This is a genomic window from Rheinheimera sp., assembly GCF_037442345.1.
Classification (GTDB): Bacteria; Pseudomonadota; Gammaproteobacteria; order Enterobacterales; family Alteromonadaceae; genus Pararheinheimera.
Genome location: NZ_JBBIQL010000016.1, coordinates 75,458 through 100,559 on the forward strand (window position 1 = coordinate 75,458; position 25,102 = coordinate 100,559).

The 25,102-nt window shown below is 54.9% G+C and carries 23 protein-coding genes; 17 read left to right on the top strand and 6 right to left on the bottom strand.

The annotated features are described in order from the left end of the window. Window positions 1–93 precede the first annotated feature (93 nt). On the bottom strand, window positions 94–558 hold the full coding sequence (locus WKJ04_RS11440) for a hypothetical protein (protein ID WP_337880540.1): 465 nt from the start codon (window positions 556–558) through the stop codon (window positions 94–96). Continuing rightward, window positions 558–1,706 carry a PepSY-associated TM helix domain-containing protein gene (locus WKJ04_RS11445; RefSeq protein WP_337880541.1) on the bottom strand — a complete coding sequence of 383 codons (1,149 nt, stop codon included), beginning with the start codon at window positions 1,704–1,706 and terminating at the stop codon, window positions 558–560. Before WKJ04_RS11445 ends, WKJ04_RS11440 begins: the two co-directional genes overlap by 1 nt. Before the next feature lie 175 nt (window positions 1,707–1,881). Between WKJ04_RS11445 and WKJ04_RS11450 the strand changes: the two genes are divergently transcribed. The 11 genes from WKJ04_RS11450 to WKJ04_RS11500 all read left to right on the top strand — a co-directional run bounded on the left by WKJ04_RS11450 (window position 1,882) and on the right by WKJ04_RS11500 (window position 11,652). Beyond that, window positions 1,882–2,388, top strand: coding sequence for a GspH/FimT family pseudopilin (locus tag WKJ04_RS11450; RefSeq protein WP_337842232.1), 507 nt, complete (start codon window positions 1,882–1,884; stop codon window positions 2,386–2,388). Continuing rightward, window positions 2,388–2,783 (top strand): type IV pilus modification protein PilV, encoded by a 396-nt coding sequence (gene pilV, locus WKJ04_RS11455; RefSeq protein WP_337842231.1) that lies wholly within the window; start codon window positions 2,388–2,390, stop codon window positions 2,781–2,783. Before WKJ04_RS11450 ends, pilV begins: the two co-directional genes overlap by 1 nt. Further along, window positions 2,780–3,712 carry a prepilin-type N-terminal cleavage/methylation domain-containing protein gene (locus tag WKJ04_RS11460; protein WP_337880542.1) on the top strand — a complete coding sequence of 311 codons (933 nt, stop codon included), beginning with the start codon at window positions 2,780–2,782 and terminating at the stop codon, window positions 3,710–3,712. Before pilV ends, WKJ04_RS11460 begins: the two co-directional genes overlap by 4 nt. Before the next feature lie 4 nt (window positions 3,713–3,716). Further along, on the top strand, window positions 3,717–4,223 hold the full coding sequence (locus WKJ04_RS11465; protein WP_337880543.1) for a pilus assembly protein: 507 nt from the start codon (window positions 3,717–3,719) through the stop codon (window positions 4,221–4,223). Window positions 4,224–4,234: 11 nt separating this feature from the next. Next, window positions 4,235–7,690, top strand: a complete 3,456-nt coding sequence (locus WKJ04_RS11470) for a PilC/PilY family type IV pilus protein (RefSeq protein ID WP_337880544.1) — start codon at window positions 4,235–4,237, stop codon at window positions 7,688–7,690. Then, the gene (locus WKJ04_RS11475; RefSeq protein ID WP_337880545.1) at window positions 7,669–8,097 is read left to right on the top strand and encodes a type IV pilin protein; all 429 of its coding nucleotides are present in this window, start codon (window positions 7,669–7,671) and stop codon (window positions 8,095–8,097) included. Before WKJ04_RS11470 ends, WKJ04_RS11475 begins: the two co-directional genes overlap by 22 nt. Window positions 8,098–8,187: 90 nt before the next feature. Then, the gene (locus WKJ04_RS11480) at window positions 8,188–8,634 is read left to right on the top strand and encodes a prepilin-type N-terminal cleavage/methylation domain-containing protein (RefSeq protein WP_337880546.1); all 447 of its coding nucleotides are present in this window, start codon (window positions 8,188–8,190) and stop codon (window positions 8,632–8,634) included. Then, the gene (locus tag WKJ04_RS11485; protein WP_337880547.1) at window positions 8,631–9,563 is read left to right on the top strand and encodes a PilW family protein; all 933 of its coding nucleotides are present in this window, start codon (window positions 8,631–8,633) and stop codon (window positions 9,561–9,563) included. Before WKJ04_RS11480 ends, WKJ04_RS11485 begins: the two co-directional genes overlap by 4 nt. A 13-nt stretch (window positions 9,564–9,576) precedes the next feature. Continuing rightward, window positions 9,577–9,918 carry a hypothetical protein gene (locus WKJ04_RS11490; RefSeq protein WP_337880548.1) on the top strand — a complete coding sequence of 114 codons (342 nt, stop codon included), beginning with the start codon at window positions 9,577–9,579 and terminating at the stop codon, window positions 9,916–9,918. Beyond that, complete coding sequence (locus WKJ04_RS11495; protein WP_337880549.1) at window positions 9,905–11,257, top strand: hypothetical protein; 1,353 nt, start codon at window positions 9,905–9,907, stop codon at window positions 11,255–11,257. Before WKJ04_RS11490 ends, WKJ04_RS11495 begins: the two co-directional genes overlap by 14 nt. Then, complete coding sequence (locus WKJ04_RS11500; protein WP_337880550.1) at window positions 11,254–11,652, top strand: type IV pilin protein; 399 nt, start codon at window positions 11,254–11,256, stop codon at window positions 11,650–11,652. The genes WKJ04_RS11495 and WKJ04_RS11500 overlap by 4 nt, the downstream gene beginning before the upstream one ends. 17 nt (window positions 11,653–11,669) lie before the next feature. Here the strand turns inward: WKJ04_RS11500 and WKJ04_RS11505 are convergent, their stop codons facing one another. Continuing rightward, window positions 11,670–12,182 carry a GspH/FimT family pseudopilin gene (locus WKJ04_RS11505; RefSeq protein ID WP_337880551.1) on the bottom strand — a complete coding sequence of 171 codons (513 nt, stop codon included), beginning with the start codon at window positions 12,180–12,182 and terminating at the stop codon, window positions 11,670–11,672. Window positions 12,183–12,293: 111 nt separating this feature from the next. Here WKJ04_RS11505 and WKJ04_RS11510 point away from each other — a divergent pair, with 111 nt between their 5' ends. Together WKJ04_RS11510 and glnB are read left to right on the top strand one after the other, a co-directional pair. Next, the gene (locus WKJ04_RS11510; RefSeq protein WP_337880552.1) at window positions 12,294–13,907 is read left to right on the top strand and encodes an NAD+ synthase; all 1,614 of its coding nucleotides are present in this window, start codon (window positions 12,294–12,296) and stop codon (window positions 13,905–13,907) included. A gap of 7 nt (window positions 13,908–13,914) precedes the next feature. Continuing rightward, the gene (gene glnB / locus WKJ04_RS11515) at window positions 13,915–14,253 is read left to right on the top strand and encodes a nitrogen regulatory protein P-II (RefSeq protein ID WP_337842219.1); all 339 of its coding nucleotides are present in this window, start codon (window positions 13,915–13,917) and stop codon (window positions 14,251–14,253) included. Window positions 14,254–14,376: 123 nt separating this feature from the next. Here glnB and WKJ04_RS11520 read toward each other — a convergent pair whose 3' ends face one another. The 3 genes from WKJ04_RS11520 to WKJ04_RS11530 are packed head-to-tail and all read right to left on the bottom strand — an operon-like array spanning window position 14,377 to window position 20,199. Beyond that, window positions 14,377–15,801, bottom strand: coding sequence for an efflux transporter outer membrane subunit (locus WKJ04_RS11520; protein ID WP_337880553.1), 1,425 nt, complete (start codon window positions 15,799–15,801; stop codon window positions 14,377–14,379). Continuing rightward, entirely contained in the window at window positions 15,794–18,961 is a 3,168-nt protein-coding gene (locus WKJ04_RS11525) for a multidrug efflux RND transporter permease subunit (RefSeq protein ID WP_337880554.1), read from the bottom strand. Before WKJ04_RS11525 ends, WKJ04_RS11520 begins: the two co-directional genes overlap by 8 nt. An 8-nt stretch (window positions 18,962–18,969) precedes the next feature. Continuing rightward, window positions 18,970–20,199, bottom strand: a complete 1,230-nt coding sequence (locus WKJ04_RS11530) for an efflux RND transporter periplasmic adaptor subunit (RefSeq protein WP_337880555.1) — start codon at window positions 20,197–20,199, stop codon at window positions 18,970–18,972. A gap of 297 nt (window positions 20,200–20,496) precedes the next feature. Here WKJ04_RS11530 and WKJ04_RS11535 point away from each other — a divergent pair, with 297 nt between their 5' ends. The 4 genes from WKJ04_RS11535 (at window position 20,497) to WKJ04_RS11550 (ending at window position 25,090) form a co-directional block, all read left to right on the top strand. After that, window positions 20,497–21,117, top strand: coding sequence for a TetR/AcrR family transcriptional regulator (locus tag WKJ04_RS11535; protein ID WP_337880556.1), 621 nt, complete (start codon window positions 20,497–20,499; stop codon window positions 21,115–21,117). A 135-nt stretch (window positions 21,118–21,252) separates the two neighbouring features. Continuing rightward, the gene (locus WKJ04_RS11540; protein ID WP_337880557.1) at window positions 21,253–22,185 is read left to right on the top strand and encodes a diguanylate cyclase; all 933 of its coding nucleotides are present in this window, start codon (window positions 21,253–21,255) and stop codon (window positions 22,183–22,185) included. A gap of 69 nt (window positions 22,186–22,254) precedes the next feature. Continuing rightward, window positions 22,255–23,988, top strand: coding sequence for a phosphoethanolamine transferase (locus WKJ04_RS11545; protein WP_337880558.1), 1,734 nt, complete (start codon window positions 22,255–22,257; stop codon window positions 23,986–23,988). A gap of 196 nt (window positions 23,989–24,184) precedes the next feature. Then, window positions 24,185–25,090 (top strand): porin, encoded by a 906-nt coding sequence (locus WKJ04_RS11550; protein WP_337880559.1) that lies wholly within the window; start codon window positions 24,185–24,187, stop codon window positions 25,088–25,090. Window positions 25,091–25,102: the final 12 nt, after the last annotated feature.

The window sequence follows — 25,102 nt, forward strand, 5'->3', positions numbered from 1 at the left end:
AGTCGGTTGGGGCTGATGAAAATCGACAGCAGAACGAAAATTTTTTTACAGGAAAAAGAGCCAGCCACTGAAAGCTGGCTCAGGGACCCGTGCTTAGGACTGAGGTAACGAAAAATCCCAGCTGGCAATATGCTGCTGGCCTTGCCAGTCTTCTATCAGCAACCACAGCTTTTGATTGCTGGCGGTGGGGGACTGCACTAAAGCATGCACATGCTGCATATGGTTATCGCCATGCAAAATGCCAAGGTGCGCGTCGGCAAACTGGTCCAGGCTTGGCTGCTCTGTGGCAATGGTCATATAGGCCTGACGGATCTTCGGCACACAACCGTCACAAAACTGCAGCATAAAATCTTTCACCCAGTCGCCGTCGTGCTGATACGGCGCGTCATTGCTCAGAGGTGACGGGGTGACGGTAAAAGGGCCCACCTGCTGCTGGGGCAAAGCCGCCGGAAAGGTCATGTTCATGGATTCATACAAAAACCAGAATGGCAGAATAAGCACCAGACCATTGAGTTTAAACTTATGGCGTTGCCACCAGCTGTTGTCACGTTGAGCCATCAGGACAATACCTCTTCAGTTGTGGCTTGTGCTTCGTTGCTACGGCGGGCGGCCCGCACGGTACGGCTGCCCCAAATCATAAAACCGGTGATCGACATGCCGGATAAAATCAGCCCAAACAGAAACCAAATGGCTTTGGTCCAGATGCCGCCCAGGGTGCCATAGTGCAGCGGGTCGGCGATATGCATCACTGTCTGCAAGCCGGTCATCTGCTCCGGACTGTATTTGTCCAGCACTTCACCTGTCCAGGGGCTGACATACACGGACCAGGAATACTGATCAAAAAACACAGAATCCCCGGAGCCGGAGATTTTATAGACGTCCCGATGATGTTCCGGCATGCCAATATAAGCCGGTTTCAGTTGCGGAAATTCTTTCTGCGCGCTTTGTAAGGCGTCTTCCAGGCTGATGCGTGACTGTTGTTGTCCGGCAGCAGGCAGCTGCTGCTGTGTCAGCATGGGGGCTTCTTTGTAAAAGGCGACGCCGTTGTGCCACAAAATGGCCTGCACCAGGTACCACAAACCGGTCAGGCTCATCAGCAGTAAAAACCAGACAGACCAGACACCGGCCAGCCGGTGCAAATCAGTCAGCAGGGTTTTGCGGCCCTGATCAAGGCGGATTTTTGGTGCAGTAAAAGCGCGCCAGAAATTTTTATAAATCACCAGACCAGTGATTAAAGCACCCAACATCACCACTGCCATAGCACAGACCAGGTAATAACCCACACTGTAACTGGCCTGCCAGGGAAACAATAACCAGCCGTGCAGGGCGCGCATAAAGCTGATGAAGTTCAGACCATAGTTCAGCTCCTGCACTTCACCGCTGTATTGGTTTACATAAGCCACTCCAGGCGGCATGCCTTTGCTGGAAAACAGCACGGCGTTGACCAGGTAAGGCTCCATCACCATCACGGTGCTGACTTCGGCGTCCGGCACTTTCTGTTGGACGGCGCTGATCAGTTCAGGCGCCGCTTTGGCTGGCAAGTGCTGCGGGTTTTCCGCTCTGGCGTTTGGGTTGGTCAGCCAGGTCAGTTCATGGCTGAACACAGCAATGGTTCCGGTCAGACACACAGCACAGAAGATCAGCCAGACAGGCAATGACAACCAGCCATGTAATAAAAACCAGAAACGTTGCTTCAGCTTGAACATCACCACAGACCATATGCAGAAAAAAGGCGTTAGATAGTAGTGCGGATACGAATAGTTATCAATGGTTTCTCTGGGTTTTTGCGACCAGAGACCTATGGTTGCTGACAGTTTTTTTGTTGCTACAGTTAAGTCTGGGATCAAGTGGATACCTAAGAGTGATGAACTGGAGGGAGTTTTGAGTCGTCAGGTTCATGGGTTTAGTTTGCTTGAACTGATGGTGGCAGTGACAGTGGCATTGGTGTTGCTGGCTCTGGTGGTGCCGGCTTTTAATGATTTGCTGGCGCGTAATCGTGTCAGCAGTGATACCAATTTGTTGCTTTCTGCGGTGCAGCTTGGACGCTCAGAAGCCATTAAACAGAATCAGACACTGGTGTTGTGCAATGCCAACGCCGAGCTGACCGCCTGCTCAGGCCAGGCCGGGCAATGGCAAGGCTTTGTGGTGGTTGATTTGGCCGACCCGCCTGCTGTGCTGAGGGCTGGGCACTTCAGTGACAACGCAACCGTTTCTTTTGCCCAGCCGCAGTTGAGGTTTAACCCGCAGGGGTTTTTTCGCACTTCGGCCAATCAGCCATTAAATGACCAGTTTGAATTGTGTCCTGAGCAGGACGGCCCGGGCCGTTTGTTACGTCTGTGGTCGGCTGGCCGGACCGAAATCAGCCTGACCCAGTGCGGAGGCTCCTGATGCAGAACCGGAGCTGTGCAGGGGTGGCCCTGGTGGAGGTGTTGGTGGCGATGCTGGTGCTGGCGGCTGGGGTACTTGGGGTGGTGGCGCTGCAAAGCAGCTCAGTGCGACTGAACCAGAGTGCGCAGCAGAAAACCCATGTGCTGCTTGCGGTCAATTCGTTGGCTGAACTGCTCCGGGCCGACGCAACACGGGCCAGAACCGGCGCTTATGCCGGTGATTGCGAGCAGGACTTGTTGGCGGATTGGACAGCGCAGCTGCAACAGGCGTCGGCTTCTGCCTTATGCCCTGAGTTGAGTTGGGATGCGGCAACGGGCTTTTATACCATTGCGTTGGCCTGGTCCGATGAACGGCTGACTGCGGAGCAGGCCGTCGTTGTGCAGGTGCGGCCATGAACAGAAAAGCTTCAGGTTTTACCCTGACTGAACTGATGGTCGCCCTGGTGCTGGGGTTGTTTGTCACCGGAGTCACCCTCAATGTCTATTTGTCAGCCGATAAAACCGCCAGGTTAAATCAGCAACTGACAGTGCTGAATGAAGCGACCCGTTCTGGCTACAGTTTGTTGGCGCAGGACATCCGGCGTGCGGGGTATTCGGGGTGTGGCAATTCAGTAAGGCTAGTGAATGTGGCACAGGACGCTGTTGCCGGGCAGAACTGGGCCGTCTGGAATGACGGTATTGAAGGCTTTGAACAGCCGGCTCCGGCTTTTAACGGTGTAACGCCAAACGAAGCCATGGATGCCATCCGGCTGATGTTTGCAGCGGGTCGCAGTTATGCCGTGTTAAACCACGACACCGCAGCAACTTCGGTGCAGCTCAATACCAGCGTTGGTTTTGCAGCGGGCGATTTGCTGCTGCTCTGTGACGAGACCCTGAGCAGTATTTTTGTCGCCAGCGCTGTGGCCGACGACACAGTACTGCATCAGCTGGGCGCGGCCAATTGCACTTCGGGTTTGGGGTTTCCCCTGCTTTGTGACGGTGCAACCGGCACTGTGCGGCAGTTCTCCACCAATGCAGTGCTGATGCGGCTGGATTCGGTCAGCTGGTATGTCGCCGACAGCGCCGACGGCCAGGCCTTGTCTTTGTACCGGGTGCTGAACAACGCGGAGGCAGAAGAGGTGGTGTATGGCGTTGAGGATTTTCAACTGGCGTTTATCAGCGGGCCGAATCAGATCTGGCAGGATGCTGATTCGGTAGCAGACTGGGCCGACGTGCTGGCGGTGCGGGTCAGTCTGGTGTTGCAGTCTCCGCCGGGCATGGAAAGCGAGCTGGCAGCGGCCAGCCGGACCTTGTCTTACAGCGTTCATTTGCGCAACAGAGGCTAAACCGATGAACAGGAGCATTCAGCAGCGGGGAGTGGCATTGGTGGTGGTGTTGTTACTGCTGCTGGCGATCACTCTGGTGGCGACCTCCAGCATGCAAAGTGGCATCATTCAGGAAAAAATTACGGCCAACCTGTACGACCAGATCAGTACCAGCCAGCAGGTGGAAGCGGCTTTGCTGGAAGCTGAACAACGTCTTACAGTGCCTGACCCTGTGGCCTTGATTGATAACGCCGGTATTTATGATTTGGCGGTGCCCGGGGCCACAGAGCGCTGGCTGGATGCGGAATCGGTGTGGATAGATGCCACGCTGCCAGCTGCCGGGGTTGGTGAGCCGGCACAGTACCTGATTGAGTATCTGGGTGACTGGCCGCATCCTCCGGATTGCGCCAATGTGGCCAGCAAAGACCGGATTTCGGTTGGCTGTCTGTCGCCAACCTTTCGCATCACGGCGCGTTCCGTCAGCAGTGCAGGGCGTTCGGCCGTCACCTTGCAAAGTCTGTTCAGGCGCTAAGAGGGGGAACCATGTCTGCAGGCTCAAACCGGGGTTCAAAGCTAAACATGGCGCTGCTGAGCCTGTGCGCTCAGGTGTTGCCGGTCTGGGCGGCGCTGGATTTAACCTCGCCACCCTTGCAGACCGGCAGTTCAGTGGAACCCAATATTCTGTTTCTGATCGATGATTCGGGTTCGATGCACTGGGAAATCACACCAGATTTGTATACAGATAACCCTTATTACCTGTATCCCAGAGCGGACGGTATCTATGGGGCGGACGACACCAGCAATGTGGTGGTGTCGTTCCGGGATGAAAGTGACAATGGGACTTACAATGCCGCCAATAATAACGAAGCCTTATACGCGCGGGCGATGCGCTCGTTCAGCCTGAACAAGTCCTACTACAATCCGGCCATCACCTACAGACCATGGATTAAAGCCGATGGCAGCTCTTACCCTCAGTCCAGCCCGACGGCGGCTTATCATCACCCGGTGCGCACCTCGTTGGGCAGTCGCAATTTAACGGTAACCCAAAGTCAAAATGTGACCTGGCGTTACTGCACTATCAGTGCAACCAGTAAAACCAATTGCCAGAATAGCAGTGGCAGCCGCAGCTTTTATCCTGCGGTTTATTACCGCCATACCGGAGGCAGTTTATTCACTTACACCAACTATACGCGGGTGGATATCACAGCTGGCACCGCCAGTTATTCCGGCGAAGGGCGGGAAAACCGCACAGATTGCAGTGCAGGTGTGTGTTCTTATGCGGAAGAAATTCAGAACTTTGCCAACTGGTACACCTACTACCGCTCTCGTTTGCTGGCGGCTCAGGCCGGCATAGGCCGGGCTTTTTCTACCCAGACGGCCGCTTTGCGGGTTGGCTTTGGCGCCATCAACAAAGGCAGTTCCACTGTGGATGGGGTCAGTATGGGCACGCTGGTCTCCGGGGTCCGTAACTTTACCGGTGCAGATCGCAGCGCTTTTTATCAGCAATTGTACGAGCGGGTTTATGATTATCAGGGCACGCCGCTGCGTAAAGCGCTGAACAATGCCGGTCAGTATTTTTCCCGCACTGACAATGCCGGGCCCTGGGGCAAAACGCCGGGCAGTAATGACAGTGCCGACCATATTATGTGCCGGCAAAGCTACAGCATTCTGATGACAGATGGTTATTGGAGTGAAGACTCGGCCTCACAGGCGGAGACCTCGGCGGCGCGCAGCAACAATGACGGCAGTACCAGCAATAACCAGACCATCACCAAGCCAGGAGGTCAGTCTTATACCTACAGCGTGGCCGGGCCTTTTTCCGACAGTTACAGCAATACGCTGGCGGATGTGGCGATGTATTACTGGAAACGGGATTTGCGTACCGATCTGGATAACCTGGTGCCAACCAGCCCGGTAAATCCGGCCTTTTGGCAGCATATGGTGACATTCGGCGTTGGGTTGGGCGTCGAAGGCACCATCAGCAGTGCCACTGCCTTTAATGCGATAGGGGCTGCCAGCAGCATTGCCTGGCCAAACCCGCTGAATTCTCAGCCAGCCAAAATTGATGACTTACTGCATGCGGCTGTGAACAGCAGGGGTGGTTTTTTCAGTGCGGCCGACCCGGACACTTTTGCCGCCGGTTTGTCCAACACCTTGTCAGCCATTATCGCCAGAGTGGCGTCCGGCTCCAACCTGGCGGGCACCACCACCTCGTTGCAGGCCGAACAGCATGTCTATCAGGGCCGCTTTAACAGCGGTGACTGGAGTGGTGATTTAGTCAACTTTAATATCGACGACACCACCTCTTATGTCTGGAGCGCGGCTGAGCAACTGCCGGACTGGACAGAACGGCACATTTATTTCGGGCAGACCGAAACCACAGCGGCTGAATTTACCTGGGGCAATCTGAGCTCAGGTGCCGGCGGTCAGCAAACGGCACTTGGCAGCAGTCTGGTGCTGGATTATCTGAAAGGTGACCGCAGCAATGAGCAACAAAACGGCGGCAACTTCCGCAACCGCAGTACGCCCCTGGGTGACATCGCCAACTCGTCCCCCGTGTATGTCGGGGCTGCCGTCAACTACAACTACCATCAGTACAGCTGGCCCGAAGCCAGCAGTTACCGGGCCTTTGTGACAGCACAGCGCAACCGCAGCCCGGTGATTTATGTTGGCGCTAACGATGGTATGTTGCATGCCTTTTCGGCCGACAGCGGTACTGAACTTTTTGCCTATGTACCACGTGCAATGCTGACAGCTGACGCCAGCCTGAAGCAGCTGAGTGAACCCAATGTCAGCGGTGTGGTACGCAAAGATTATTATGTCGATGGCACATCGGTCACCGCGGATGTCTATATCAACGGCCAGTGGCGCACCCTACTGATTGGGTCTACCGGCCGCGGTGGGGCGCATTTGTTTGCTCTGGATGTGACAGATCCGGACGATTTTGACGGTTCAAAATTGCTTTGGGATAAGAGCTTTCCTCAGTTGGGTATCAGTACCAGCAAGGCGGTGATCACCCGGTTAAACAACGGCAGCTGGGCTTTGGTGGCGGGCTATGGCTACAACAGCAGCAGCGGTAAAGTCGGGCTGCTGGTACTGGACCTTGCAACAGGCGAGCCCCTGGTGAATGCGCTGGAAGCCAACACCACGGGAGATAACGGCTTAGGGGCAGTGGAAGGCTGGGACTATGATCGCAATGGCAATACCGACTGGTTTTTTGCCGGTGATTTGCAGGGGAATCTGTGGAAATTTGATTTGTCAGCCGCGAACCCGGCGCAGTGGTCAGTGGCCTACAGTGGCCAGCCGCTGTTCAGAGCACGCGACAGTCAGAACAATGCCCAGCCAATTACTGGTGGGGTGGTGCTGGCGACAGAACCTGAAACCGGCCAGCTGTGGGCTTTTTTTGGCACGGGACGTTATCTGGAAGAACAGGACCCGCAACTGGACAGCGAACAAAGCTGGTACGGCATTATGGACGCTGTGGTCGTGTCGGGCCGCAATCAGCTGAAAGAGCGCAGCCTGACGAATGTGATGCATTCGTCCGGTGCTGCCGCCCGGCTGGTGTCCGCGGCCGGAGCCAATGACATGGCCGGGTTGCGTGGCTGGTATATGGATTTACCTGAGGACAGGGAACGTATTGTGGCGTCGCCCAGGCTGATTGGGGATGCGTTGGTGGTTACCAGCATTATTCCGGACAACAATTTGTGCAATCCACAAGGTGATGGGTATGTCATGACCGTGGACCCTTTCAGTGGCAGCCGGCTGAAGATTCATTTTTTTGATTTTACCGACGACGCTGAATTTACCGATGAGGACGGTGTGGAGCAGGGGGAAGAGGTCTGGGTGCTGTCTGGTTTACGTTTTGACAGCATGCCAACCGAGCCGTTATTTTTTGAAAACCAGATGGCAGTTGGGTTGGCCGACACCAATGTGGTGAATCTGGACGTCAATACACAACTGCGAAGGGGCCGCATGTCATGGCGCGAAGTAGAACAATAACGGGGTTTTCCCTGATCGAACTGCTGGTGGCTATCACTATAGTGGGCATGCTGGCCGCCATTGCTTACCCCAGCTACACCGACTATGTGTTACGGGGCGGGCGGGCGGCGGTGACGGCCTGCCTGCTGGAACAGGCGCAGTTTATGGAGCAGGTGTACAGCGCCAACCTGACCTATGCCAGCAATAATGGCGAAGACACCACCTTGCCAGACTTGCAGTGCAGCCGCGACCTTGCAGCCAAATTCAGCTTTGAACTGAGCAACCTGGACAGCCGCACCTTTACCCTCACCGCCTCTGCCCAGGGCCAGCAGGCCAATGACAGCTGCACCTCTTTTAGTTACAACCAGGCCGGCGTAAAAACCGCCAATGGATCTGGCAGTGCCGATGCCGTGAATGCCTGCTGGTAAGATCCGAGGTGTGACCATCGGATCCGGCGTTGATCTTTCACTGTACCGAATTAGTCTTAACAGAGTGGATCTTGAACAGGGGCAAAGGATATGCCGTACAGTTCTGGTTTTACTCTGATTGAACTTCTGATCAGCCTGATGCTGGCCGCCGTGCTGGCTTTGGGCTCCTTACTCGCCTTGTTATCTGCCCGCCAGCAGGTGTTGCTGGCGGCACAATACACTCAGGCCAGTGCCGCTTTGGCCGATTTCGCCACTGTGTATGCAGACAGCGTCGGGCCCAGCCGTGACTGGTTGCCGCTGTCTGCCGGGCCAGCCAGCTGCGCCGACGCGGATTGCAACACGCCTGTTCCGGTGCAGCAGGCCGTGCAGCAGCGTTTTAACCGCACTGCTTTGCCTTTATTACCAGAGCCCCAGCTCTGTATCCGCACTGGTGGTCTGCAACTCAGCTGGCGCAGTCGTTTGCCACTGCTGCGGCAACGCAGCTTGTGTCCCTTGGCACCTATGCGGCTCAGCACCAGCCTGCACAGCACATCATGAACGACCGGCAACGCGGGTATAGCCTGGTGGAGCTGTGCATTAGCATGGGGTTGGCGCTGGTGCTGCTGAGTTTTTTAATTGGAGCCGTGGTGACGGGGCGTAAATCGGCCTTGCAAACAGAGCAACTGGTGCAGTTACAACATCAGGCTCAGCTGGCCCATCGTCTGTTGCAGACCGAGCTGCAAAATCTCTGGTTTGTGGCAGGAAAAAGCTGGGCTGAATTGCAGGGAGCCCAGTCCCCGCCTGAACAACCGGCCGCTGATTGTGCTTTTGCCGGACAAGCGGGCAGTTTTCCGCAGGCCACACTGGGGTTTTCACCTTTGTATACGGCCTTGATTGGTCAGGTCGCACCAGCCTGTTTATCCGGGGCCAGTCCAGGCTCAGAGCTGCTCCAAATCCGCCGTTTGTTGGGTGGACCGCAAGGGCCTGCTGAATTGCTGGCAAATAAAGTGTATTTCGATCCGGCTGGCGTGGGGCGTTTTGTGGCGGGCACTGGCGGTGGCAGTGCCCTGCAGCTGTGGCCTTACCATCATGTGGTGTATTACATCCAGCAACAAAGTTGGGATGGCGGCAAGATCCCAGTGCTGATGCGCAAGCGCCTGCTGCGCAGCAGCTCTGGTCAGTTGGTGATGTCTGCCGAATCTGTGCTGGATGGGGTTGAACGGTTGCATCTGGAGATGGGGCTGGATTTGAACGCGGATGGCCAGGCCGACCAATGGTTCAGTACTTCTCAAATGACCACAGAGCTGTGGCAGCAGCCAGTCATTAGTGTGCGCTATTACCTGTTGCTGCGAAGCCTGCAAGCCGATCCGGGTTATCGCAACACAGTGTCGTACCAGTTAGGGGCGGTGCGTTTTCAGGCACCGGGCGATCCATATCGACGGCTGCAGCTGAGCAGCGCGGTATTGATTCACAACAGCAGGTTATGACAGGACTAGTGTGATGAAACAACAGGGTTTTGTATTGATTTGTACTTTGATATTGGGTGCAGTGCTGATCATGATGGCTGGGGCCGTGTTGTATCAGTCAAGATTAAGTCTGGCAATGGCCAGCGCAGGCATCAGTGCTCAGCAGCAGCTATTCCGTCTGCATCAGCAGCGTGGCGACATGGCAGCAGCGCCACAGGCACTGGTGTTCGGCGATTGTCCGGCCGATTATGCCGCGTGGTCGGAACCGCTGTTGCGTTGTGCCACTACCAGTCTGGTGCAACAACAACAGCAGTTTGCTGTGGTCAGTCTGGTTCAGGTGCAGCAACTGGCGGAGGCTGGTGATGAACGCCTTTAGTTTGGCACTGTTGCTGCTGAGCTGGCCGCTGTGGAGTCTGTCGCTGTATACCCACTGGCCGGATACTGGCTGGCAGGATCTGTTTCTGCTGTCTGAACCCCAGCATCAGCAACTGGCTGAGAAGTTACAGCTGACTCCGGGTGAAACACAACTGTGGCTGCAGGAATTGCAGCAGGCATTGGCCTCCGTGCCTTGTGAGCACAAAGCGGAGGCCATTGAGGTGACGTTCAATGCCGAATCTGTTCTGGTCAGCAACCGACAAGGTTTGTTGCATGTTGCCCCCGCTTCGGGACATGGCTGGTGGTATCTGCCCTGGCCTTTGTTTGACCGGTTGCCCAACCCGCATCAGGCAACAGCTTCGACCTTGATGCATACAGGGCAGACGCTGTTTGCTGAACATGCTGCCGGGCTTTATGCGGTGAACCTCAGTCAGCCGCAGCAGGGGCCGGCTTGGCACTATGACCTGACTGAGCTGCGGTTGCTGATGGTGTCGCCTGAGGCCGTGCTGGTGGCACGGCAGCAGCAATTGCAGTGGCTGGACCCAGTGACCGGGGGGCTGATGGCTCAGTGGCAGTTTCAGCAGCAGGTACAATGGGCAGGTATGGCCGGGCAATCGGTGCTGTTGTCCACGGCCGACCAGCAGATCTGGCGGTTGAATGCGTTGACGGAAAAGGCTACCCCGGCCGAGCTGGTTGTTAACCTGAGTCAACTGGGACCTTTTGTGGTGCGGCAGCTGCAGCTGATTGACGCCATGGTGCCACTGCAACCTGCTGCAGGCATGCATTGGCGACGACCGGCACAAGTGTTATTGCTTAGTGCGGAGAAAGAAGGTGGGGCTATGTTGCTGATGTTGCGGTTAAATCATGGCCGCAGACACCAGCCCAAACTGATTGGACAGCAGCAGGACAGCCTGATGACTGAGGCTGAATTTCAGCAATTGTTGGATGCCGATGGCTGGTACAGCGAATTTGCCGCGCCGCTGTACGCAGATTTTACACTGGCGGCCGGGGTCTGGTATCAACAGCTGGGATTGCAGCAGTCCGGGCCCTGTGCAGCACAACCTGCAGCCGTGTCCCTGCTGGCATTGCATCTGCATTATGGCACTGCCGTCTACAGCAGCAGGCAATTGAGCAGCGACCACGTCGCCCGACAGCTGAAGGCCAGTGTGTCTGGTCGTGGTTTTGTGCTGCAGGACGCCGGAACAGGGGAGGTCGTACTGCCTGAATTGCTGGAAATCAAGGCGCATTGTGCACAATGCAGCAGCCCTTTATTGGTTGAACATTTTCCAAGACAGAAGTTACTGGCGGTGTACCAGACTGAACATGGAGGTCAGGAATGAAAACTCAGGGTGCAGGTTTGATTGAATTACTGGTGGCTTTGGCTGTGCTGGGAATTCTTGCCTCTGTGTTGCTGCCTTCTTACCAGCAGGATTTGCTGCGTAGTTACCGGCTGGAAGCGCAGCAGGAGTTATTAAAAGTGGCGGGTTTGCAGGAAGTACTGCAAGCAGACCAGCAGCGTTATACCCGCGATCTGACCGAGCTCGGGTTAGCTGGCAAGGTCATTACTACCCCATCTGGCCGGTATCGCATCAGTGCTGAGCTGACGGAGCAGGGATACCGGCTGGATGCGCAGGCTGTCGCGATGCAGCAGAAAGATGCGGACTGTCTGAGTTTTTCCCTGACCAGCCTGGGACAAAAACAGAGCGCGCCTAAAACCAATTGCTGGATGCATTAAAAGGGGAACCCGATGAACTACAAAGGGCACAGGCCTGGCACCAGGCTGGAACGGTAACGTCCGGCCTGCGATAAGCTCAGACGAAAATGCCAGGGCATCACCTGACGACTGCATAAAATAAAACTGCCTGAGCCCAATAAATCCAGGCTGCCATCGGGGCGAAAAATAAGCTGCTCTCTGCTGTAACTGAAACGGAACTGCGTTGGATCCGGTTCCAGCTGCTGCAGGGCAAACTCCGCCATGCCGGGCATGGCCAGCACTGTGCTGGTTAAAGGTGCGGAATCCCAGTTATTCAGACAGACGGTTCCGAGTTGTGGACAAACCCGTACCAGGCGTTGTTGGCTGATCGCATAGACTCTGCTGTAGCGAAGTTGTTGCTCCAGCTGATGCATAAAGTGTCCGGCTTTGTACCTCAACCAGACCTCGCGCAGATTGGGGCCGGCTGACAGCGCCAACACCATCAGCAGCACCATCACAATTAAGAGCTCCATCAGGGTAAAGCCGTTATGGCTTTGCTGGTCACTTTGCATGGCTTCACATTCCTTGTGAATCAGTTGGGATTTAAGTCTAGCTGTCTTCATTGAGCCAGCCTGCAAAACTCGTTACCATAAGCGCAATTTTAGCCATCCAGGCAGGTTCAGATGTCCTCCGCTGTTACAGTCACGCTGGTGCAGCAGCCCTTTACTGTGGGTGCTGTGTGCCAAAACACCGAAAAAGTACTGAGTATTGCCAAAACCAGCAGTGCCGATGTGCTGCTGTTTCCTGAATTAACCCTCACCGGTTATCCGCCGGAAGATCTGCTGTTACGTGATGAGTTTCAGCAGTTGGTTGAACAGGGGCTGCAACAGCTGCTGGATGCCCGGCTGGCGGTCACTTTGGTGGTGGGCCACCCCTGGCGCGACGGTGACGCTTTGTATAATGCCGCGTCGGTAATTCAGAATGGTCAGTTGCTGGCGCGCTACTACAAGCAGGAATTGCCGAATCACGGCGTGTTTGACGAACTGCGGTATTTCACGCCCGGTGACAAGGCCTGTACTTTTGAGCTGAAAGGCCAGACCTTTGCAGTGCTGATTTGTGAAGATATCTGGCACGGTGGCCCGGCGGCGCTGGCAAAAAGCGAAGGGGCACAATGGGCGCTGGTGCTGAATGCATCCCCTTATTGTGTCGGCAAACCGGCGCAGCGTGAGCAAATCCTGACCACTTTGGCCAGACGGTTAAAACTGGGTTTTGTTTATGTAAACCATGTGATAGGCCAGGATGAACTGGTGTTTGACGGCCAGTCGCTGGTGGTGAGCCCAGACGCCGAAGTGCTGTTCCGTGGCGCCAACGCCACTGCAGAGTTGCATACGCAGGACCTGTTGCCGCGCGATACACCGTACCCGCAGCCACAGCCTCGTGCTGCCCTGAGTCTGGAAGCCGAAGTGTACCAGTTGCTGGTGATGGCCACCCGTGACTATGTGCAGCAAAACGGTTTCCCCGGTGCTGTGCTCGGTCTGTCCGGCGGTATCGATTCCGCCTTAACCCTGGCCATTGCAGTGGATGCTTTGGGGGCAGACAAAGTGCAGGCGCTGATGTTGCCTTTTACCTACACCTCGGGCATGAGTGTGGAAGATGCCGAAGCGCAGGCTCAAGCCATGGGCATTGAGTTTGGTTCTGTGTCCATTGAGCCTATGTACAACAGCTTTATGCAGCAGCTGTCGCCCTTGTTTGCCGGCCGTGGCAAAGACACCACCGAAGAAAACCTGCAGGCACGTTTACGTGGGGTGCTGTTGATGGCGTTGTCGAATAAAACCGGCCGCATTTTGCTGACCACAGGCAACAAAAGCGAAAATGCCGTCGGTTACTGCACCTTGTATGGCGATATGTGTGGTGGTTTTGCTGTGATTAAAGACGTGCCGAAAACCCTGGTGTACCGGCTGGCGGCCTACCGCAACAGCCTGTCGCCGGTGATCCCGCAGCGGGTTATAGACCGGCCGCCATCGGCAGAGCTGGCGCCGGACCAGACCGACCAGGACAACCTGCCACCTTATGACGATCTGGATGCGATGATTGAAGCTTATGTGGAGCAGGACAAATCTCTGCCGGAGATTGTCGCTTTGGGTTATGATGAAGCAACGGTGCGGCGTGTGCTGCATCTGATTGATATTAATGAATATAAAAGACGCCAGTCGGCGGTTGGCCCCAAAGTGACCCGTCGTAATTTTGGCAAGGACAGACGATATCCCATCACATCCTGGATGCGGAAACAGCGGTGAGGACCTTATGAAAAAAGTGGAAGCCATTATCAAACCCTTTAAGCTGGACGATGTACGCGAAGCCTTAGCGGAAATTAATATCACCGGCATGACAGTGACTGAAGTGAAAGGCTTTGGCCGTCAGAAAGGCCACACTGAACTGTACCGCGGTGCCGAATACATGGTGGATTTTCTGCCCAAGGTGAAGCTGGAGCTGGTGCTGTCAGACGATCAGGTTGAACGCTGCATTGACGTCATTATGAAAACCGCTCAGACCGGCCGTATTGGCGATGGCAAAATTTTTGTGTTCGACGTGGAGCGGGTGATCCGCATCCGTACCGGTGAAGAAGACGAAGAAGCAGTGTAAGCCTTGTGTGGATACTCTTGCAGAGGCGCACCCCGGTGCGCCTTTTTTACAGGGCAAATTCATAAAAAAAACCAGTCAGCAGAGCTGACTGGTGGTACAACCGCAGGCCTGATGAGCCTGAAGTTAATCTTTCACCATGGCGACCTGCTGGCTGTCGGCCAAAGGCAAAGCGCCGGCAAAGGCCTGGTACAGGCCGACCAGTTGCTGGTAATGCGTCAGCGCTTGCTGGGCCTGCGCATCCCGGCTTTGCAGCCAGTCACGTTCGGCATCCAGTAACTGCAGAAACTCCACAGTACCGGCGTCGTATTGCGCCCGGATCAGCTCGACCGCCTGCTGTGTTGCAGCCACTTGCTGGCTGAGCCAAAGCTCACGTTCGCGGCTGCTTTTATAGCCATGAATCGCCGTTTGCATCTGCGCTAAGGCGTCAAACACCGCTTTCTGGAAGTTGGCCACGGCCATCTGCTGTGACGCTTCGGCACCGCGGATGCGGGCCTGAATGGAGCTGAGCTCAGTGGCTTGCCAGCGTAACGTTGGGGCAATGCTCCAGCTTTCATTGGCACTGCCCAGGCTCAGGCCAGGTGAGGCTAAAAAGCCCAAAAAGCCGGTCAATGACAACTGCGGGTAAAGGTCTGCGGTCGCCACTCCTATATCGGCATGGCTGGCGGCCAACTCGCGTTCGGCTTGCGCCACTTCAGGCCGGAATTGCAGGTAATTCAGCTGGCTGTCGAGTTGCAGCGGGTTGTCAAAAGCCGGTAAGGCCGGGGTCGCCTGACGGGCCACCTCCAGCTGCTGTGGGCTTTGTGCCAAAAGTGCCGCCAGAGTGGCGTGCGCCGCTGTTTTTAACTGGCGCAGCGCCGGTAAAAACGCTTGCTGCTGGTAAATCTGCGCATCAATACGGCTCAGTTCCAGGTCCGACGCAACCCCGGCGTCGCGGCGGGCCTGAATAATCTGTTTGGTGCGTTTGAGGTTTTGCAGGTCCTGCTCGGCGACCGACAGGCGCAGCTCAGCACCGCGGTAATCGCCATAGCTGCTGGCCACCTGAGACAGCAGCGCAATACGGGCCTGCTGCCAGGCTAAGCCTGCAGCTTCGGCTCTGGCATTGGCCGCCACGGCAGCCTGCTCCAGTTTACCGAACAAATCCAGATCCCAGCTTAACTGGCCACCTAAGCTGGCCTGACGCTGGATCTGGCCGGCGTTTTGCGCCGCGCTGTCCGGGATTTGTTGATTCTGCTGGCTGGCCGCGAGATCCATCCGGGCCCAGTCGTCATTGTCGGCGTCCTGAAACACCGCATAAGCCCGGTCGGCATTGGCTTTGGCCGCGGCCAGCGTCGGGTTGGCCTTCAGCGCCTGTTCAATCAGCCGGTTCAGTTCAGCGTCGCCCAGTTGGGCAAACCAGTCGCCGGCCTGCTCCGCCACCTGATAACGCTGCGGCAGATGCTGCTCAGCAAAAGCTGTGGGGGCCTGATAAGGCTGGCCCACTGAGGCACAGCCAAACAGGGTGGAGGCCAGCGCCAGACTCAGGCTGGTCAGTCGGATGCTGTTACGCATGAGCAGACTCCTCAGAAGTTTCCGCCTGAGCCAGTTGACGGTCACGACGACGGGCCAGAGCGTAATAAAACAGCGGGGTTAAAATCAGACCAAACACAGTGACCCCAATCATGCCGGCAAAGACTGCCACCCCCATGGCCTGACGCATTTCTGCACCAGCGCCAGTGGAGAACACCATTGGCACCACACCCATGATAAAGGCGATGGATGTCATCAAAATGGGGCGTAACCGCAGCCGTGCTGCTTCCAGAATGGCCTCCATGGTTTTCATGCCATGGTCTTGCAGTTCTTTGGCAAACTCGACAATCAGGATGGCGTTTTTGGTCGCCAGGCCCACCAGGACTATCAGGCCTATCTGGGTGAAGATGTTGTTATCACCACCGTAGATCCAGACGCCGGTCATCGCCGACAGCAGGGTCATAGGCACAATCAGAATAATGGCCAGCGGCAACGTCAGGCTTTCGTACTGCGCGGCCAGCACCATAAACACCAGCAGGATCACCAGAGGGAAAATCAGCAGCTCAGTGTTACCGGCCAGAATTTGCTGGTAGCTCAGCTCAGTCCACTCATAGGTCATGCCCGGTGGCAGCGTCTCGGCCAGAATTTTCTCAATAGCGGCCTGGGCTTCACCTGTACTGAAACCAGGCGCCGGGCCCCCGTTAATTTCAGCTGTGGTGTAACCGTTGTAGTGCATCACCCGGTCCGGACCTGCCACATGCTTAACCGTGACAAAAGAACCCAACGGGATCATCTCACCCTGGTTATTGCGTACTTTCAGCTGACGGATTTGCTCAGGGTTTTGCCGGAACTGTTCATCCGCCTGGATATTGACCTGATAGGTACGGCCAAACTGGTTAAAGTCGTTCACATAGGTGGAACCTAAGTACACCTGCAACGTCTGGAACACTTCATCCAGGTTCACGCCTTGCTGTTTGGCTTTGGTCCGGTCCACGTCCAGATCCAGTTGCGGCACATTCACCTGATAGCTGGAGAACACACCGGCCAGTTCCGGGGTGGCCCAGGCCTTTTGCATCACCTGCATGGTGACCCCAAACAGGGCTTCGTACCCCAGGTTGGCTCTGTCTTGAATTTGCAGACGGAAGCCGCCGATGGTGCCCAAGCCTTGCACTGGTGGTGGCGGGAAAATCGCAATAAAGGCGTCCTGGATCCCGGCAAACTTCTGGTTCAGTTGCATCGCAATGGCATTGCCCGACAGCTCGGGGCTGCTGCGGCTGTCAAAGCTGTCGAGGCCAACAAACACAATGCCTGCGCTCGGGCTGTTGGTAAAACCATTGATCGACAGACCTGGGAAGGCAATGGAGTTGGCCACACCCGGATGGTCCAAAGCAATTTGCGACATTTCTTTGATGACCGCTTCGGTGCGCTCTAACGAGGACGCATCCGGCAACTGGGCAAAAGCCACCAGGTACTGTTTGTCCTGACCTGGCACATAACCTGTTGGGGTTTGCTGGAACTGCACAGCCGTCAACCCCACCAGGCCCACATAGAGCACCGCAATCAACGCACCCATACGGATCACTTTGCGCACCATCCACTGGTAGCCATTGGACGCTTTGGCAAAGAGGCGGTTAAAGGGACCGAATAACCAGCCACCGAACAGCTTGTTCAGCGCACGGGTCAACGCATCCGGTTTGGCACCATGGGGTTTGAGCAGCAGGGCCGATAAAGCCGGGCTCAGGGTTAAGGAGTTCAGCGCCGAAATAAAAGTCGAGATAGTAATGGTCAGCGCAAACTGCATATAAAACTGACCGGTCAGGCCCGACATAAAGGCGGTTGGCACAAACACAGCTGCCAGTACCAGGGTGGTGGCTACGATGGGGCCTGTGACTTCTTTCATCGCTTTTTGCGTGGCCGCCATGGGCGACAGACCGTCGGCAATATTACGCTCAACGTTTTCAACCACCACTATGGCGTCGTCTACCACTATGCCGATGGCCAGCACCAGACCAAAGAGCGACAGTGCGTTTAGCGAGAAACCCAATAAATGCATGATCGCAAAGGTACCGACCAGAGAGACTGGCACCGCCACCAATGGAATAATGGAGGCCCGCCAGGTTTGCAGGAACAGCACTACCACCAGCACCACCAGCAAGACAGCTTCCAGCAGGGTTTTCACCACAGCTTTAATCGAGCCACGCACAAACACTGTTGGGTCGTACACAATGTCGTAACTCAGGCCTTCAGGGAAACCTTTGGCCAGCTCTGCCATAGTGGCCCGTACATCTTCAGAAATCTGAATGGCATTGGAGCCTGAAGCCTGGAAAATAGGAATGGCCACGGCGTCTTTGTTGTTCAGCAAGGAGCGCAGTGCGTAGGTCTGAGCGCCCAGCTCGACCCGGCCAATGTCTTTCAGACGGCTCACTTCGCCGTTGTCACCTACTTTGACAATGATGTCGGCAAATTCCTGCTCTGTGGTCAGACGGCCTTTCACATTAATCAGCAACTGGAATTCGCTGTCGCCGCTGGGTTGTGCCCCCAGGCTACCGGCAGCGGCCTGCTGGTTTTGCTCGCGAATCGCCGTCACCACCTGAGCGGGCGATAAACCCAAAGCGGCCACTTTATCCGGATCCAGCCAGACCCGCAGGCTGTATTCACCGGCACCAAATAAACGCACAGCACCCACACCTTCAATACGGGCCAGCTCGTCTTTGATATTCAGCGCGGCATAGTTCGACAGATACAGCATGTCGTACCGCTCATCCGGCGACGTTAAGTGCACCACCATGGTCAGATCCGGTGAGGATTTTTCTGTCACCACACCTAAACGCTGCACTTCCTGCGGCAAACGTGGTTTGGCGCGGTCAACCCGGCTTTGCACCTGGGTTTGGGCGCGGTCCACGTCGGTACCAATGGCAAAGGTGATGGTCAGCGTCATGCGGCCATCCGACGTTGCCTGAGAGGACATGTACAGCATGTTTTCCACGCCGTTTATTTCCTGCTCCAGAGGGGAGGCGACTGTGTCCGCTATGACTTTCGGGTTGGCTCCAGGGTAGTTAGCGGTCACCACCACAGTAGGTGGCACCACTTCAGGGTACTCGGTGATTGGCAATTGCCAGACGCTGATGGCGCCGCTGATAAAAATCAGCAGCGACAGCACGGCGGCAAAAATGGGTCTTTTGATAAAAAATTGCGAAAACATGCTGGTGCTTACCCGTGTTCAGGTTGATTGGCGGCGGCAGCGGTCAGTTGTTTCTGATGCTGTTCCAGTTGTTGCTGTTCGGTACGCAATTGGCCTATCTGTTCATCGCTGGCCATAGGCACAGTCTCCGGGCTGATGGTCATGCTGGGGCGAACCCGTTGCAAACCGTTGACCACAATGCGGTCTTTCGCATTCAGGCCGTCTTTGATCAGACGCAGGCCATTGATTTTTTCCCCCAAGGTGACAGCGCGGTACTGCAGCTGATTGTTGCCATCGACCACCAGCACAAATTTGTTCGACAGGTCGGTGCCAATGGCTTTGTCGTCAATCAGTACGCCCTGACTGCTGGCCTGACCGGCCAGTTTGATGCGGGCGAATAAACCAGGGATCAGCTGCTGATCTTTATTATCAAAGCTGGCGCGGGCACGGATAGTTCCGGTTTGTGGGTTCACCGCATTGTCGATAAAGTCGATACGGCCCACATGGCTGAAATTGCTGTCTCCGGCTAAGGCCATATAGACAGTGCCGGATCCGGCTGCGTTTTTACCCTGTTGCGCCTGACGCTGATAACTTAAGAAGGTTTGTTCGTCGGCATCAAAATACGCATACATAGTGCTGGTGCTGACTAAGCGGGTCAGCTCGCTGCTGCCTGCTGTAACAAAGTTACCGGCGGTGATCTGGGCATAAGACACTTTGCCGCTGATAGGCGCTTTCACTGCAGTGAAGGATAAATCCAGTTCCGCTTTGTCCAGCGCTGCTTTGACAGAAGCGACAGTGGCCATGGCTTGTTGCTTGCGGGCCAGCCGGGTGTCCAGCACCTCTTCCGAGACGGCGCTTTTACGCTCCAGCTTGGCGGCACGCTGGTAGTCATTGCTGGCTAAGCGCTCTGCGGTTTGCGCACTTTGCAGTTCGGCTTTTAAGCGGCTGACTTCGGCCTGAAACGGGCGAGGGTCTATCTGGAACAGCAGGTCACCCTGTTGCACCAGAGCGCCTTCTTCGAAATAGACTTTTTCGATATAACCGGACACGCGTGGCATCAGCGTGACTGTCTGTGGTGCCTGCAGGCGGCCGGTAAATTCATCCCAATGTGTGATGGTTTCATACACCACTTCAGCCACCTGCACTGCAGGGGCCTGCATGGCGCCAGGATTTTGCTCAGATGGTTGACCACAGGCGCTTAACACGGCAGCGGCAAGGGCTCCTAATAACAAGGGTCGAATGCGGTGTTTCTGGCTCATGGCCTGCTCCTTAAACTATTTACCTAGAGGTGATGTGGCACAATACAACTTAATTTTGTACTGGTCGGTAAATATATAGGAGTCGAAAAGGAAGTCAATTAATTTTTGTACTGATTGGTAAAAAATTAATAGACCATTTTTTTAACTGAGCGCGGCTTTTGGTTATATCTCAGGACTGTGACAGCCTGCAGTGGTTGTTATTCTATACAATAATGTACCGTGTAGTAAATATCCCTTGCTGGACAAGTGCTGTAAAGCTGTTTATCCTGTAGCCACTTTAATAGTCCGGAGTATGAGATGTCAGCTACTGCCTCTACTGCAGCGCCATCTGTAGGACGCCCGCGCGCTTTTGATATGGACACCGCCTTGCAAAAGGCCCTGGAAGTTTTCTGGCTGAAAGGCTACGAAGGGGCTTCTTTACCCGATTTATGTGAAGCCATGGGCATCAATAAACCCAGTTTGTATGCCGCTTTTGGCAATAAAGAGCAGCTGTTTTTAAAAGCCATTGAGCTGTATGAAAACCGGCCTTGTGCCTTTTACTACCCTGCACTGGAGCAGCCGACCTCCTACCAGGTGGTGCAGCATATGCTGTGTGGCGCGGCGAAGGCCAATGCTGATCCGGCCAACCCGCCGGGTTGTGTGATAGTGCAGGGGGCTTTGGCCTGCAGCGAGTCTGGTGCTTCGGTGAAACAGGCGTTGATTGAAAAACGCCAGAAAGGCGAAGTGGCGTTGCGCGAACGGCTGGAACGGGCCCAGGCCGAAGGTGATTTACCTGCGGATGCTGACCCGGCGGCACTCGCCCGTTATATTGGCGCTGTGCTGCAAGGTATGGCTATTCAGGCCACCAGTGGTGCCAGTTGTGATGATCTTCGTATGGTGGCCGAAACCGTACTGCAGGCCTGGCCAGGGAAAAAGTAAGCTGCTGATCTGGCAGCTGTAACGGCATTTATACCTGCAGCTGCCAGCCTGGGCCGACAAAGTTCTGCCTGACGGCTGGCAGTGCCTTAAGTCTCTGCTAGTGTTAACAAAACGTCTGCTTTGAGCCTGTTGTTCATGACTTTTGTTGACCAGAAATTCCAACTGAAACTGATCGAATTTATTCAAGTCTGCAAAGACGGTTACGCCATTCTGGATGCGGATGATCGGCTGATGGGCTGTAATCAGGCCTTTTGTGACATCTTCTATCAGGATATGGCCGCCATGCAGGGCATTCGCTTTGATGATCTGATGCGATTATCCTACGGCGCGCGCAAAGGCATCCGTTTTGACACCGATAATATTGAGCAATGGTTACAGGAAGCGCACCAGAAACGCCGGCAAAACCCATTTCGTTTGTTTGAGGTGGATTTACTGGATGGCCGCTGGTTTCTGTTTTCCGAGCAGGTGCTGGAATCCGGTGAAATGCTGATCCAGGCCAAAGAAATTACCAAGCAGAAGGTACTTGAGCATCAGCTCAGTTCCAAAGTGGCCAGTTTAAGTGAGCTGGCACTGACCGATGAACTGACTAAAGTGGCGAACAGGCGCAGCTTTGTGGAGTCGGTCGACACCGAACTGGCGCGTTGTCAGCGGCAGATGAAACCCTCAGCATTGTTATTGCTCGATCTGGATTTTTTTAAATCCGTCAACGACACCTATGGCCATCAGGCCGGTGATGAAATTCTCAAAGCCACCGCATTACGTTTTAAAAAAGCCTTACGGGAGTACGATATTGTCGGCCGGATTGGCGGTGAAGAGTTTGCAGTGTTTTTGTCCGAAACCTCACCAAAAACAGCCTTGCAGGTGGCCGAACGTATGCGATCCTTGCTGGCCGATTACCCGCTGAAAGCCGGTAGCGTTGAGCTCTGTATGACCACCTCCATCGGCGTGGCATTCTGTCAGGGACAAAGCAGTTTTGAAGCGCTGTATATCGAAGCGGATTCGGCCTTGTACCAGGCCAAACGCAACGGCCGCAACCGGGTAGAACTGTACAAAATGCCTGAATACTAGTCTGGCAATTGATTGGAGAAATCTTCAGAATACGCGCCATTAACCCCAGGTTGTTGACGGGAAAATGAAATGAATCACCCGCTGTTTTTAGTCTGTTGCCGTGCTGTGGCTGCGTTGCTGTTGTTACTGGTGCTGATGTCACCGGTGCTGGTGCAGTGGCCTGCGAGCTGGCATTGGGACTATCTGCACTGGAAGCTGTTGCCCGCCGCAGGCTTTTATTTGTTGTTATTCAGTCTGTTCAGCAAAATCCGCTGGGGTTTGGTGTTGCTGCTGCCTTTTGTGTTGTTGGTACCGCAAGAAGTCTTTTATCTGCACACCTATCAAAAATCAACCGACGCCCATGCGCTGGCTATCGTAGCAGAGACGGATCTGGCGGAAGCTGCAGGTTATCTGACGGGGATAGGTGTTGTGCTGGCGCTGGCTGTGCTGGTGCTGGGACTGCTGTGGTTTTATGCAGTACGCACGGCCTGGCTGCTGAAGTGGCAGTGGGGTCAGGGCTGGCGACCTTTTTTGTGGTTGGTGTTTATAGGGCTGGGGGCCTCACTGGCCTGGCACGAATGGCAGTATCAGCAATTGAATAAAGCGGCTGAGCGCAAAAATCCGCAGGAAACCGTATTTGCCAGCAGGCCTTTGCCTTACAGCCACGAAAAGTTTCACGCCACCTACCCGCTGAATTTACTCTTGGCGCTGAATGAGTTCAGAGTGCAACGGGAAGCAACGGCACAAGTGGCATCGCAGGTGGAGCAATTTCGTTTTGGTGTCAGGCAGGAACCTGAAATCAGTGGGCGCCAGATCTACCTGCTGGTGATAGGTGAAACCTTAAGGCCCGACCGGTTGCAGCTGAATGGGTATCCGCGCTCCACGACGCCGCGACTGGCAGGTACAGCTAATTTGGTTAGCTACCCGGATATGATCAGCCCCTGGGCCTGGACCCGCATGTCGGTACCCGTGATGCTGTCGCGCAAAGCGGGTACGGATCAGCGGTATTTCCCCACCGAGGCCTCTGTGGTTTCGGCGTTTAAGGAAGCTGGCTTCAGCACCTACTGGCTGTCCACTCAAAGCCCCTTAGGTGTGCATGACTCTTCCATCGCCTTACATGCCAGCGAAGCCGATCAGGTGCAGTACCTGAACCCTGTAGGTTACCGACAGGAAGGGTTTTACGATGAAATTCTGCTGCCAGCGGTGGAACGGGTGCTGGCGCAGAATGAATCTAAACAGCTGATTGTGTTGCATACCCTCGGCAGTCATTTCAGCTATGCCGACCGCTACCCGAAACACTTTGACCTGTTTACGCCGTCCGGCAAGGGGGAGCGCATCAGCATGCATGACAGGTCCGCCCGGCAGAAGCTGAACAATGCCTATGACAATACGGTGGCCTACACCGACTTTGTGCTGTTTAACCTGATCAATCAGCTGAAACAGACCAACGCCAGTGCAGCACTGTTGTTTGCCTCGGATCACGGTGAAAACATTTTTGATGGTCAGTGTGGCAAAAGTGGCCACGGCCACAATACAGAGTTTGATTACAGAGTGGCTGCCCTGCTGTGGTTTTCGGACGCGCTGAAAATGCAACAGCCGCAAAAAACGCAATTGGCGCAAAGCCGGCGCGAGCAGCCGTTAAGTACCACTCAGCTGTTTGATACCTTGCTGGACTTAGCCAACCTGAGCTACCCGGAGCAGCAATTGCAGCAGAGCTGGGTGAGTGCACAGTGGCAGCCAGCTCCACGTATTCTCCAGCACGGGCTGGATTTTGACAAAGCCAGCAGGGATCCAGTCTGCAAAGAGCTGTCTGAGCCACATTAGCTTGTCATATTATTGAAATATTTAAGTCATAAAATAGACTTCAAATGGTCATCTGAGTGACATGAAACTGTCATTCTGTCACGCGCTTAGCGCCCGCCATTGAACGACGCCAAAGCCGGGTTGAGCCCGCTTTGGCGATATCCAGAACAACATTTAATGCATTCTGTTGGTTTTGGCCCGGATCAGGAAATTAACTATGTTTGCAAAAACTCTCGTTGCTATGGCGTTGACTGTGGCTGCCGTGTCGGCTGCTGAAGCAAAGGACTGGGAAATTTACGGCAAAATTAATGTGTCGGCTCAGCAGTCTGATGAGGGGGAAGGATCCTTTGGTGAATTAAAAAGCAATGCGTCACGCTTTGGTATTAAAGGGGATTATGCACTGGAACATAACCTGACGCTGGTTTATCAGCTGGAATGGGAAGTGGACCCGTCTGACGAAGCCAACGAAAAAAATATCAAGTCACGGAACCAGTTTATTGGTCTGCAGGGGGCTTTTGGTACTGTGCTGGCAGGCCGTCATGATACGGCGCTGAAATTAGCTCAGGGCAAAATTGACCAGTTCAACGACTACGAAGCCGACATCAAAACGCTGTGGAAAGGTGAAAACCGGGTCAGCGATACGGTCATGTACCAAAGCCCGTCTGTACTGGGTTTTAAATTCACGGCGCAGCAAATTATGGCCGATGAACCGGAGGCAGACAGCGCCCAGTCCTATGCCATTGGCTATGGTGACGAAGAATTAAAAGAATCCGCCTGGTATGCTGCCGTGGCGCTGGATAATGGTGTCAATGGTTACGATGCGACCCGTCTGGCGCTGCACACCAGGCTGGCAGGTTTTAAGCTGGGCGCCATGCTGCAGCAGCAGGAAAATGTGGAAACCGGTGATGAAAAAGACGGTTATCTGGCCAGCCTGGCGTACCCGCTGGGCAAATTCGAACTGAAAACCCAGTACCAGGTGCAGGAAGACGACAACGGAGTCTCTGCGGGAGCCGATTACAAGCTGGGTAAAAATACCAAGCTTTATGGCTGGTACAGCAGCTTCGATTTCGATTCAGCCATCGACAGTGACTATCTGGCTATCGGGTTGGAACATAAGTTCTGATCCACAGTGAAC

Excerpts from the sequence above, each read along its gene's own strand:
- WKJ04_RS11480 (WP_337880546.1), top strand. The coding sequence starts at position 8,188 with ATGCCGTACAGTTCTGGTTTTACTCTGATTGAACTTCTGATCAGCCTG.
- WKJ04_RS11445 (WP_337880541.1), bottom strand. The coding sequence starts at position 1,706 with ATGTTCAAGCTGAAGCAACGTTTCTGGTTTTTATTACATGGCTGGTTG.
- WKJ04_RS11470 (WP_337880544.1), top strand. The coding sequence starts at position 4,235 with ATGTCTGCAGGCTCAAACCGGGGTTCAAAGCTAAACATGGCGCTGCTG.
- WKJ04_RS11485 (WP_337880547.1), top strand. The coding sequence starts at position 8,631 with ATGAACGACCGGCAACGCGGGTATAGCCTGGTGGAGCTGTGCATTAGC.
- pilV (WP_337842231.1), top strand. The coding sequence starts at position 2,388 with ATGCAGAACCGGAGCTGTGCAGGGGTGGCCCTGGTGGAGGTGTTGGTG.
- WKJ04_RS11490 (WP_337880548.1), top strand. The coding sequence starts at position 9,577 with ATGAAACAACAGGGTTTTGTATTGATTTGTACTTTGATATTGGGTGCA.
- WKJ04_RS11460 (WP_337880542.1), top strand. The coding sequence starts at position 2,780 with ATGAACAGAAAAGCTTCAGGTTTTACCCTGACTGAACTGATGGTCGCC.
- WKJ04_RS11500 (WP_337880550.1), top strand. The coding sequence starts at position 11,254 with ATGAAAACTCAGGGTGCAGGTTTGATTGAATTACTGGTGGCTTTGGCT.
- WKJ04_RS11530 (WP_337880555.1), bottom strand. The coding sequence starts at position 20,199 with ATGAGCCAGAAACACCGCATTCGACCCTTGTTATTAGGAGCCCTTGCC.
- WKJ04_RS11540 (WP_337880557.1), top strand. The coding sequence starts at position 21,253 with ATGACTTTTGTTGACCAGAAATTCCAACTGAAACTGATCGAATTTATT.
- WKJ04_RS11495 (WP_337880549.1), top strand. The coding sequence starts at position 9,905 with ATGAACGCCTTTAGTTTGGCACTGTTGCTGCTGAGCTGGCCGCTGTGG.
- WKJ04_RS11535 (WP_337880556.1), top strand. The coding sequence starts at position 20,497 with ATGTCAGCTACTGCCTCTACTGCAGCGCCATCTGTAGGACGCCCGCGC.
- WKJ04_RS11505 (WP_337880551.1), bottom strand. The coding sequence starts at position 12,182 with ATGCAAAGTGACCAGCAAAGCCATAACGGCTTTACCCTGATGGAGCTC.
- WKJ04_RS11520 (WP_337880553.1), bottom strand. The coding sequence starts at position 15,801 with ATGCGTAACAGCATCCGACTGACCAGCCTGAGTCTGGCGCTGGCCTCC.
- WKJ04_RS11545 (WP_337880558.1), top strand. The coding sequence starts at position 22,255 with ATGAATCACCCGCTGTTTTTAGTCTGTTGCCGTGCTGTGGCTGCGTTG.
- WKJ04_RS11510 (WP_337880552.1), top strand. The coding sequence starts at position 12,294 with ATGTCCTCCGCTGTTACAGTCACGCTGGTGCAGCAGCCCTTTACTGTG.
- WKJ04_RS11525 (WP_337880554.1), bottom strand. The coding sequence starts at position 18,961 with ATGTTTTCGCAATTTTTTATCAAAAGACCCATTTTTGCCGCCGTGCTG.
- WKJ04_RS11475 (WP_337880545.1), top strand. The coding sequence starts at position 7,669 with ATGGCGCGAAGTAGAACAATAACGGGGTTTTCCCTGATCGAACTGCTG.
- WKJ04_RS11550 (WP_337880559.1), top strand. The coding sequence starts at position 24,185 with ATGTTTGCAAAAACTCTCGTTGCTATGGCGTTGACTGTGGCTGCCGTG.
- WKJ04_RS11465 (WP_337880543.1), top strand. The coding sequence starts at position 3,717 with ATGAACAGGAGCATTCAGCAGCGGGGAGTGGCATTGGTGGTGGTGTTG.
- WKJ04_RS11440 (WP_337880540.1), bottom strand. The coding sequence starts at position 558 with ATGGCTCAACGTGACAACAGCTGGTGGCAACGCCATAAGTTTAAACTC.
- glnB (WP_337842219.1), top strand. The coding sequence starts at position 13,915 with ATGAAAAAAGTGGAAGCCATTATCAAACCCTTTAAGCTGGACGATGTA.